The 10,625-nt window shown below is 70.2% G+C and carries 9 protein-coding genes; all 9 read right to left on the bottom strand.

The window, feature by feature from the left end; all coding sequences use genetic code 11:
- Positions 1-65: 65 nt before the first annotated feature.
- Positions 66-2,396 (bottom strand): RelA/SpoT family protein, encoded by a 2,331-nt coding sequence (locus AC1DU4_RS20350; protein WP_072843882.1) that lies wholly within the window; start codon positions 2,394-2,396, stop codon positions 66-68.
- Positions 2,397-2,466: 70 nt separating this feature from the next.
- On the bottom strand, positions 2,467-3,027 hold the full coding sequence (locus AC1DU4_RS20355) for an adenine phosphoribosyltransferase (protein ID WP_477842875.1): 561 nt from the start codon (positions 3,025-3,027) through the stop codon (positions 2,467-2,469).
- Positions 3,024-4,733 carry an ABC transporter substrate-binding protein gene (locus tag AC1DU4_RS20360; protein WP_477842877.1) on the bottom strand — a complete coding sequence of 570 codons (1,710 nt, stop codon included), beginning with the start codon at positions 4,731-4,733 and terminating at the stop codon, positions 3,024-3,026. Before AC1DU4_RS20360 ends, AC1DU4_RS20355 begins: the two co-directional genes overlap by 4 nt.
- A 1-nt stretch (position 4,734) precedes the next feature.
- Positions 4,735-5,904: a protein translocase subunit SecF gene (secF, locus tag AC1DU4_RS20365; protein ID WP_477842879.1), complete on the bottom strand. Its 1,170-nt coding sequence runs from the start codon at positions 5,902-5,904 to the stop codon at positions 4,735-4,737.
- A 4-nt stretch (positions 5,905-5,908) separates the two neighbouring features.
- Positions 5,909-7,672: a protein translocase subunit SecD gene (gene secD, locus AC1DU4_RS20370; protein ID WP_477842881.1), complete on the bottom strand. Its 1,764-nt coding sequence runs from the start codon at positions 7,670-7,672 to the stop codon at positions 5,909-5,911.
- A gap of 135 nt (positions 7,673-7,807) precedes the next feature.
- The gene (yajC, locus tag AC1DU4_RS20375) at positions 7,808-8,182 is read right to left on the bottom strand and encodes a preprotein translocase subunit YajC (RefSeq protein ID WP_477842883.1); all 375 of its coding nucleotides are present in this window, start codon (positions 8,180-8,182) and stop codon (positions 7,808-7,810) included.
- Positions 8,183-8,255: 73 nt separating this feature from the next.
- The gene (gene ruvB / locus AC1DU4_RS20380; RefSeq protein ID WP_477842890.1) at positions 8,256-9,350 is read right to left on the bottom strand and encodes a Holliday junction branch migration DNA helicase RuvB; all 1,095 of its coding nucleotides are present in this window, start codon (positions 9,348-9,350) and stop codon (positions 8,256-8,258) included.
- A 2-nt stretch (positions 9,351-9,352) separates the two neighbouring features.
- Positions 9,353-9,961 carry a Holliday junction branch migration protein RuvA gene (gene ruvA / locus AC1DU4_RS20385; protein WP_072843888.1) on the bottom strand — a complete coding sequence of 203 codons (609 nt, stop codon included), beginning with the start codon at positions 9,959-9,961 and terminating at the stop codon, positions 9,353-9,355.
- The gene (gene ruvC, locus AC1DU4_RS20390) at positions 9,958-10,542 is read right to left on the bottom strand and encodes a crossover junction endodeoxyribonuclease RuvC (RefSeq protein WP_072843889.1); all 585 of its coding nucleotides are present in this window, start codon (positions 10,540-10,542) and stop codon (positions 9,958-9,960) included. Before ruvC ends, ruvA begins: the two co-directional genes overlap by 4 nt.
- Positions 10,543-10,625 lie beyond the last annotated feature (83 nt).

Consider the following 10,625-nt stretch of genomic DNA (forward strand, 5'->3'; position numbering starts at 1 on the left):
CGGCCCGAGGTGGCACGGCTCACGTGTTCGAGTCGAGATCCACCTCGGTGCAGGCGCGTCGGCGCCTACGCCGCGCTGGTCAGCCGGTAGACGTCGTAGACGCCCTCGACATTGCGCACCACGTTCAGCACGTGGCCGAGGTGCTTGGGATCGCCCATCTCGAAGGTGAACCTGCTGATCGCGACCCGGTCACCGGAGGTGGTCACCGAGGCCGAGAGGATGTTCACCTTCTCGTCGGCGAGCGCCTTGGTCACGTCGGAGAGCAGCCGGTGCCGGTCCAGGGCCTCGATCTGGATGGCCACCAGGAACACCGACGACGCCGACGGCGCCCACTCCACCTCGATGATCCGCTCGGACTGCTCCTTGAGCGACGCCGCGTTGGTGCAGTCCACCCGGTGCACGCTCACCGCGCCGCCACGGGTCACGAAACCCATGATCTCGTCGCCCGGTACCGGGGTACAGCACTTCGCCAACTTGGCGACCGTTCCCTCGGCCCCGGGCACCAACACCCCGGAGTCGGTGGTCCGACGCGACCTCGTCGGCATCGTCGACGGGGTGGCCCGTTCGGCCAGCTCCTCCTCGACGTCGCCGACGCCACCGAGGTGCGCGACCAGCCGCTGCACCACGTGCTGCGCCGAGACGTTGTGCTCCCCCACCGCCGCGTACAGCGCGGAGACGTCCAGGTACCGCAGTTCGTGCGCGATCGCCGACATCGACTCGGCGCTGAGCAGCCGCTGCAACGGCAGGCCCCCGCGCCGCACCTCCTTGGCGATGGCCTCCTTGCCCGCCTCCAGCGCCTCCTCGCGGCGCTCCTTGGCGAACCACTGCCGGATCTTCGTCTTCGCGCGCGGCGAGACGACGAAGGTCTGCCAGTCCCGGCTGGGCCCGGCGTTGGCGGCCTTGGAGGTGAACACCTCCACCACYTCGCCGTTCTCCAGCGTCCGTTCCAGCGCGACGAGCCGGCCGTTGACCCGGGCGCCGATACAGCGGTGCCCGACCTCGGTGTGTACGGCGTACGCAAAGTCCACCGGCGTCGACCCGGCGGGCAGCGTCACCACGTCGCCCTTCGGGGTGAAGACGAAGATCTCCTTGACCGCCAGGTCGTAGCGCAGCGACTCGAGGAACTCCCCCGGGTCCGCCGCCTCCCGCTGCCAGTCGAGCAGCTGACGCATCCACGCCATGTCGTCGACCTCGGCGACGTCATTGGAGTGCTTGCCCTTGGTCTCCTTGTAGCGCCAGTGCGCCGCGATGCCGAACTCGGCGGTGCGGTGCATGTCGCGGGTGCGGATCTGCACCTCCAGCGGCTTGCCCTCCGGCCCGACGACGGTGGTGTGCAGCGACTGGTAGACGCCGTAGCGGGGCTGGGCGATGTAGTCCTTGAAGCGGCCCGCCATCGGCTGCCACAGCGAGTGCACCACGCCGACGGCGGCGTAGCAGTCGCGGACCTCGTCGCACAGGATCCGCACGCCGACCAGGTCGTGGATGTCGTCGAAGTCGCGGCCCTTGACGATCATCTTCTGGTAGATCGACCAGTAGTGCTTGGGCCTGCCCTCGACCACCGCGCTGATCCGGGACGCGGCCAGGGTGGCGTTGATCTCGGCCCGCACCTTCGCCAGGTAGGTGTCGCGCGACGGCGCCCGGTCCGCGACCAGACGCACGATCTCCTCGTACTTCTTGGGGTGCAGGATCGCGAAGGACAGGTCCTCGAGCTCCCACTTGACCGTGGCCATCCCGAGTCGGTGCGCAAGCGGCGCAATAACTTCCAACGTCTCGCGCGCCTTGCGTGCCTGCTTCTCCGGCGGCAGGAAGCGCATGGTGCGCATGTTGTGCAGCCGGTCCGCCACCTTGATCACCAGCACCCGCGGGTCCCGCGCCATTGCGATGATCATCTTGCGAATGGTCTCGCCCTCGGCCGCGCTGCCGAGCACCACCTTGTCCAGCTTGGTGACGCCGTCGACCAGGTGCGCCACCTCGTCACCGAACTCCTCGGTGAGCTGCTCGAGGCTGTAGCCGGTGTCCTCGACGGTGTCGTGCAGCAGCGCCGCGACCAGCGTCGTGGTGTCCATGCCGAGTTCGGCGAGGATGTTCGCGACGGCCAGCGGATGCGTGATGTAGGGGTCGCCGGAGCGACGTTTCTGGCCCTCGTGCCGCTCCTCGGCGACGTCGTAGGCACGCTGCAGAGGCGCCAGGTTCGCCTTGGGGTACAGGTCGCGATGCACCGCGACCAACGGCTCGAGCACCGGCTTGACCACGGTGTTGCGCTGCGCCGTGATCCGGCGTGCGAGCCGAGCCCGCACCCGCCGCGACGCCGAGGTGGGCACCGCGGGCGTCGTGCCCTCCGGAGTCGAGCCCTGTCCACCGTTTCCGGACCGCGACCTGTCGAGGTTCTGGGTCATCTCCGTCACCTCCCACCGAATCGGTCGTGCACTACTGGCCGCGCAACGCTGCCAGCGACAACTTTAGTCCTCAGACCCGCAGCAGCGATGTGAGCGGGTACTCGGCGAGCCGGTCCCGGCCGGCGAGCGCCTCGATCTCGAGGACGACGGCGACACCCACCACCGTGGCGCCCGCCGAGGCGAGCAGTTCGGCTGTGGCGCGGAGCGTTCCGCCGGTGGCCAGGACGTCGTCGATGACGAGCACCTGCCGGCCCCGCAGGTCGACGCCGTCGGCGGGCACCTCCAGCGTCGCCGAGCCGTACTCGAGGTCGTAGGACCGACTGAGCACCGGCGGCGGCAGCTTGCCGGCCTTGCGGACCGCCAGCACGCCCGCGTCGAGGGCCAGCGCGACCCCCGCACCCAGCAGGAAGCCCCGGGCGTCGATGCCGGCAACCAGGTCCGCGTCGCCGCCGACGGCCACCAGGGCGTCGACGATGTCGCGAAAAGCCTTCGCATCGGCGAAAACCGGGGTCAGGTCGGCGAAACGCACACCAGGCTCCGGGAAGTCGTCGGCCCATCGGGTCAGGCGGGCGACGTCCGCGGAAGCGGACTCGAGGGACGGGACTGCGTGCGGGGACGGCTCGGTACTCACCTGAGCAGTATCCACCTGTCCATGTTCCAGCCCGCACCTGCGGCCGTCAGATTCGGCACCGCGGCGTGCATGCCGTCCGCGAACGCCGTGGTCCGCGGCTCGTTGAACAGCGGGATCGACGGCATCTCCGACCACAGGATGTTCTCGGCCTCGGTCGCCAGCCCCAGCTGACGGTCGTAGCCCGTCTCGACGGCGAGCTGACCGGCGATCTCGGTGACCCGGCCGTTGCGGAACTGCCCGAAGTTGCTGCCCTCGCCCTCCGCCAGCGAGTACGCGGGCGGCACCAGGGAGTCGGCGCCCGCCGCACCCTGCGCGGACGCGGTCCCGCCGAGCACGGCGTCGACCTTCCCTGCGGCCAATGCGGACGGGGTGAAGTCGGCAGATCCGTTGTCCTGCACGGTGATCCCGGCAGGAGAACATGCCGCCGCGATCGCGGCGACGGTGGCGGCACGCCGGGCGTCGGGCGCCAGGTAGCCCACTCGCACCGTGATCGGCCCCTGCCCGGACGCGGAAAGTGCCGCGCTGGCGGCGCCGGTGTCCGCCCGCAGGTAGCGGTCCCCCGCGACCGCGGCCACCGGCGGGTACAGCAGCGTGTCCGCCTGCACGATCCGGGAGTTCAGCACGCCGGACCCGAGGCCGGACTGCGGGGCGTAGCCCGGGTGGCCGAGCGTGTCGAACAGCGCCTGGCGCGGCACACACGAGGCGAGCGCCCGCCGTGCATCGGCCGAGCCGAGCACGCCGCCGGTGGCCAGCACCAGCTGCTCGCTGCTGCGCGACGGCTCGTGGACGGTGCTGAAACCCTTGCCCGGATCGAACCCGTCGATCGAACCCGCGCCGACGTCGAGCACGTCGACGTCGCCGGAGGCCATCTTMTCCTCCAGGTCGACACCCTTGGGCCACACCACGATCCGATCGGTGGCGGGCTTGTTCCCCCACCACTTGTCGTTCGCGACGAGAACCAGTCCGTCCTCGGTCGAGTACGACTGCGCCCGGTACGGACCGGCCGACGGGAACACCGCCGGGTCGAGCTCGCCCTCGGTGAGGTTCCAACCGGTGTTCCAGAACGCGGCGACCCGCGCGGCCGCCGCGGTGTCCTCGCCCTGCAACGCCGTCACCACGTCGGGGACGCCCGCGGCCCGCGCGGCCACGTGCGCGGGCATCAGCTCGGTGGCGCCGAACAGCGCCCGCCACTCGGCGAACGCCCGCCCAGGCCGGAACACCACGGTGGCGTCCTTGGTCCCGGGCTGGCACTCGACGCGGTCGATGTCCGAGTAGCCGGCCCGGGAGGCCGCGTGGAACAGCGGCGCCTGGTCGGGGCCGGTGAACCGGCCGCTGCCGGCCGCCCAGGCCAGCACCAGGTCGTCGCAGGTCACGGGCACGCCGTCGGAGTACACCGCGTTGGGGTCGACCTTGTAGAGCAGGCTCAACCCGTCGCCCGGTTGGGCGGTGACGGTGCCGACGTCACCGTCGGCGAGGGCGCGGCCCTCGGGGCCGAGGTAACTCAGCCCCGGGAGCACCCGCGCGAACGCCTGGCGGGCGCCCGACGCGGCACCGTCCACCGTGTTCGCGTTGTACGTGGTGAGCACGTTGTCGATGGCGTAGCCGATGGACGGGACCTGGTCCTCGCCCTTCGAACAACCGGCTGCCGTCGCGACAAGTGCGATCGCGACGACGCCGGCGACGCCGATCCGTCTACGCCTGCTCATCTCAGTGCCTCTTCTTGTTGCGCTTCCCTGTCGGCCGAGATCCCGGCTGCGGTGCGTCCGCGGTCCGCCGCGGGGACGACACCGAGCCTGCCAGGGCCGCGGTCGAGGTCCCAGCCGCCGCGCCCGCCCGCTCGGCGCGCCGGGCCAGCACCTTCTTGGTGTGCGCGGCCACGGGTCCCCAACGCTCCTTGATCGACACCAGCATCGGGGTGGCGAAGAAGATCGAGGACACGGCACCGACGATGATGCCCACCAGCTGCACGACCGCAAGGTCCTTGAGGGTGCCCACACCCAGCAGGCCGACCGCGACCACCAGCAGGCCGATCACCGGCAGGACCGAGATCACCGTGGTGTTGATCGAACGCATCAGCGTCTGGTTCACCGCGAGGTTCGCCTGTTCGGCGTAGGTGCGGCGGGTCAGGTGCAGGATGCCCCGGGTGTTCTCCTCGACCTTGTCGAACACCACGACGGTGTCGTACAGCGAGAAGCCGAGAATGGTCAGGAAACCGATCACCGTCGCCGGCGTGACCTCCAGCCCGATGAGCGAGTACACGCCCGCGGTGACGACCATGTCGAAGAACAGCGCGACCAGTCCCGCGGTCGCCATGTCGCGCTCGAACCTGATCGCGATGTAGATGCCGACGATCACCAGGAACACCGCCAGCGCGATCAGCGCCTTCTTGGTGATCTGGCTGCCCCAGGTCTCGCTGACGTCCGCGACGGAGATCGCGTTCTTGCTCGGGACGCCGTCCTTGTCCTCCGGCTGGAAGGTGTCGTACAGCGCGTTCTGCAGCGAGGCCACCTGGCTGATGTCCAGCGCCTCGGATCGGATCTGGATGGTCGCGGCGTCACCCGAACCGACGGTCTGCACCGAGACCGGTTCCATGCCGAGCGTGTCCGTGTAGACCGCCTCGACCTGTTCGGTGGTGACGTTGTCGGCCGCGGGGAACTGGATTCGCGATCCACCCTCGAAGTCGATGCCCAGCGTGAACCCACGGAAGACGATGCTGGCCATGGAGATCAGCACGATGACGCTGATGATGGCGTAGTACATCTTGCGCTTGCCGACGATCTCGAAGGCGCCGGTGCCGGTGTACAGCCGGGACAGCAGCCCGTGCTTGGGCAGGTCGGCCTGGCCCTCGGGGGCCAGGTCCTCGGTTGAGTTGGTCACTGTCTCAGGCCTCCTTCGCCTGCGCACCGACGGCGTTGTGCACCGAGGTGGCGGCGGTCTTGCGTTCGCGGGCAACCTGCTGGACGGCACCGAGGCCGTTGACGCTCGGCTTCGACCAGAAGTCGGACTTCGAGGCCAGGTGAACCAGCGGATGGGTGACCAGGAACACCACGAGCACGTCGAGGATGGTCGTCAGGCCGAGGGTGAACGCGAAGCCGCGCACCTGCCCGACCGCGAGGATGTACAGAACCGCGGCGGCGATGAAGCTGACCGCGTTGCCGGATAGGATCGTCCGGCGGGCCCGCGCCCAACCGCGCGGCACGGCGGACCGGAAGCTGCGACCCTCCCGCATCTCGTCCTTGATCCGCTCGAAGTAGACGACGAACGAGTCGGCCGTCATGCCGATACCGATGATCAGACCGGCGATGCCGGCGAGGTCGAGGGTGAATCCGATGTACCGGCCCAGCAGAACCAGGATCGCGTACACGAGGACACCGGAGAGCACCAGCGACAGCGCGGTGAGCACGCCGAGCATGCGGTAGTAGATGAGGCAGTACAGCAGCACCAGGATCAGGCCGACCAAACCGGCGATCAGGCCGGCCTGCAGCGACGCCAGACCCAGTGTCGCCGAGACCGTTTCGGCCTCGGAGGCAGAGAAGGACAGCGGCAGCGAGCCGTACTTGAGGGTGTTGGCGAGTTCCTTGGCACCCGCGGCCGTGAAGTCACCGGTGATCGAGGTGGCGCTGCCCGCGGGGGTGGCGCCCTGCACGACGGGCGCGCTGACCACCTTCGAGTCGAGGGTGAACGCGGCCTGCTTGCCGATGTTGGCGGCGGTGAACTGCGCCCAGGTGGTGCTGCCGTCGGACTTGAAGGTCAAGCTGACCTCGTGGCGCGCCTGCTGCGAGTTGAACGCGGAGGTGGCGTCGGCGATCTCCTGGCCGTCGATGATGCTCGGCCCCAGCAGGTAGACGGTGGTGCCGTCGGTCGAGCAGGCCACGAGCGGCAGGGTCGGGTCGTCGTTGCCCTGCAGCGGGTCGGCGGCGCTGCAGTCGAGGGTCGCCATGGCCTGCTGCTGGACCGCGGGATCGGTACTCTGCCGGGTCTTCTTCGCCTCGGCGATCTCCGCGGCCGCCTGGTCCGCCGTCGACAGGTCACCGCTCGGCGGTGCCGGGGCGGTGGTGGGCTCGGGCGCCGGCGCGGGGGCCGGTTCCTGGGCCGGGAACGGGCGGTTCTGCGGAGCGGGAGCGCCTTCCGGAGCCGGGGCACCCTCGGGGGCGGGGGCACCCTCGGGGGCGGGGGCACCCTCGGGGGCGGGGGCACCTTCCGGAGCCGGTGCGCCTGCCGGGGCCGGGGTCTGGGTGACCGGCACCTGGGCCTGCGCGTTCGACGAGACCTGCGAACCGAGCACCGGCCGGATGTACAGACGCGCGGTCTGCCCCAGCGTGCGGGCCTGCGAGCTGTCGTCTCCGGGGACCGTGATCACCAGGTTGTCACCGTCGATCACCACCTCGGACCCGGACACACCGAGACCGTTGACGCGGGTCTCGATGATCTCCTGGGCCTGCCGCAGCGAGTCCTGGCTCGGCCTGCTGCCGTCCGGGGTGCGCGCGGTCAGCGTGACACGGGTGCCACCCTGCAGGTCGATGCCGAGCTTCGGCGTCGGGGACTTGTCACCCGTGAAGAAGACGAGCGCGTACAGCACGGCAACGATCAGCCCGAATATCACGAGCGAACGCGCTGGTCGTACGGCTCCAGTAGAAGGTGCCACGATCCGTAGTTCTCCTAGAAGTGCGTATGAGGTGCGTCGGTGTGCGCCGACACGGGCCGCGGCCCGGGCGGCGAACTCCAGCCCGAGACGCGACCGCTGCCGAGCGAGGGCACTCGGCAGCGGAAACGGTCTAGCTCACTCCTTGTCGAGGCGACGCTGGGTCTCCTCGGGGGTTTCCTCGCTCGCCGCGTCGGCATCCGTTGCGGTGGTGTCCTCGTCGAGGTCGTCGGCATCGAGGTCGTCGGCCACGTCCTCGTCGTCGACGATCAGCTCGCGGACCACCAGCCGCGACCACGTGGTCACGACGCCGGGGGCGATCTCCAGCTCGACGGTGGTTTCACCGAGGCCGACAACGGTCCCGTGCAGCCCGGAGGTGGTGAGGACACGGTTGCCGACGGTCAGCGAGTCCTGCAGCTCGGCAGTCTTCGCCATTTCCTTCTTCTGGCGGCGGATGCCGAGGAACATCGGCACGAGCAGGGCGAGAATAAGGAGCGGAAACAGCAGTTCCATTGTTGAAGTCAGTCCTAAAAGGTTGTCCGTGCGACCGGTCCGGGTCGGACCGTCGCAGTACCCCAGTGTGCCACTAGTCCAGCAAACCCTGCGGAGGTTCGTTCACACGGACTTCGATACCGCCGGCGGCCGCGTCCGGAGGCGGCGTCAACCCGAGCTGCTGCCAGGCCGCGGCGGTGGCGACGCGCCCACGCGGCGTCCGCGCGATCATGCCGGCGCGGACCAGGAACGGCTCGCAGACCTCCTCGACGGTGCTCGGTTCCTCCCCCACCGCGACGGCCAGCGTCGACACGCCCACCGGGCCGCCGCCGAAGCTGCGGATCAGCGCGCTGAGCACCGCGCGGTCCAGGCGGTCGAGGCCTAGCTGGTCCACGTCGTAGACGGCCAGCGCCGCATCCGCGATCTCCCGGGTGATCACGCCGTCGGCACGCACCTCCGCGAAGTCGCGGACCCGTCGCAGCAACCGGTTCGCAATACGCGGCGTGCCGCGGGAGCGTCGGGCGATCTCGGCGCCGGCGTCGCCGCCGAGCTGCACACCCAGGATCCCGGCCGAGCGCATCAGGATGCGCTGCAGCTCCGGCGGGTCGTAGAAGTCCATGTGCGCGGTGAAGCCGAAGCGGTCCCGCAGCGGCCCGGTCAGCGCCCCGGACCGGGTGGTCGCGCCGACCAGGGTGAACGGCGCGACCTCCAGGGGAATCGAGGTGGCACCGGGGCCCTTGCCGACGACGACGTCGACCCGGAAGTCCTCCATCGCCAGGTACAGCATCTCCTCTGCGGGCCGGGCGATCCGGTGGATCTCGTCGATGAACAGCACGTCGCCCTCGACCAGGTTGCTCAGCATCGCCGCGAGGTCACCCGCGCGTTCGAGAGCGGGCCCCGAGGTCAACCGCAGCGACGAGCCGAGCTCGGTCGCGACGATCATTGCCATGCTGGTCTTGCCCAGGCCGGGCGGACCAGAGAGCAGGATGTGGTCGGGCGTGCCGCCGCGCAGCTTGGCTCCGGTCAGCACCAACTGCAGCTGTTCGCGCACCCGCGGCTGACCGATGAAGTCGTCGAGGGAGGTGGGCCGCAGGCTGGCCTCGATGTCGACGTCGCCGGCCACCAGGCCGGCCGCGACGGCCGACTCCCCGTCTTCGAAACCGGTGCCGTCGAATCCGTTGCCGGGCATGGTCATCGGGTCTTACCGAGGAGGCCGAGCGCCGAGCGCAACGCGGTGGAGGTGTCCGCTGCGGGGTCCGCGGCGAGCACCGAGTCGGTGGCCGGCTCGGCCTGCTTGAGGGGGAAGCCGAGTCCCACCAGGGCCTCGACGATCTGCTCGCGGACCAGGCCCGGTACGACGCCCGCTGCCCCGCCGAGGTGCGGGTCCGCGGCGGTGGGGACGGCCTCGACCTTGTCCCGGAGTTCGACGACCATCCGCTCGGCGCCGCGCTTGCCGATGCCCGGCACCCGGGTCAGCGCGGTGACGTTGCCCTCGGCGAGCGCCTTGCGCAACGCGACCGGCTCGAGCACGGCCAACGTGGCCATCGCCAGTCGCGGGCCCACCCCGGACACGGTCTGCAGCAGACCGAACAGGTCCCGCGACTCGGTGTCGTGGAAGCCGTACAGCGTCATCGAGTCCTCGCGGACGATCATCGCGGTCACCAGGCGCACGTCGGCGCCGCGGGTGAGCGTGGACAGCGTCGCCGGGGTGGCGTTGAGCCGGTAGCCGACGCCGGCGGCCTCGAGCACGACGTGGTCGAGTGCGATCTCGAGCACCTCACCGCGAACGGAGGCGATCATCGGGTACCTGCCTTCTTGAGCCTGGACTTGGTGACTTCCGCGAGTTTCGCCTCGTACCGCAGCCGCTGCTGCGCCGCGGCCTCCTCGGCCTGCGCCATCCGGGCCATCATCGGGGCCCGCCAGCAGTGGCAGATGGCCAGCGCGAGCGCGTCCGCCGCATCCGCCGGTTTGGGCGCGACCGAGAGGCCGAGAATCTTGGTCACCATCGCGGTGACCTGCTTCTTGTCCGCGGCGCCGTTGCCGGTGACGGCGGACTTCACCTGGCTCGGCGTGTGGAAACAGACGTCGATGCCGCGGCGGGCCGCGGCCAGCGCCACCACCCCGCCGGCCTGCGCGGTGGCCATCGCGGTGCGCACGTTGTGCTGGGAGAACACCCGCTCCACGGCGACCACGGTCGGCCGGTGCAGGTCGAGCCACTGCTCGGCGGCGTCCGAGATGCGCAGCAGCCGCAGGGCCAGGTCCATCTCGGGTGGGGTCCGGACCACGTCGACGGCGACGGGCGTGACCGTCCGGCCGCGGCCGGAGTCGACCACCCCGAAACCACACCGGGTCAGCCCGGGGTCGACTCCCAGAACGCGCATGAACCCACCTCTCGACACAATTGCGAACAGCTGTTCGAGAGTATAGATCGGGGGTCCGACAGGTCGGTAGACCAACACGCGGT

The organism is Rhodococcus sp. P4_F5 (assembly GCF_056401315.1).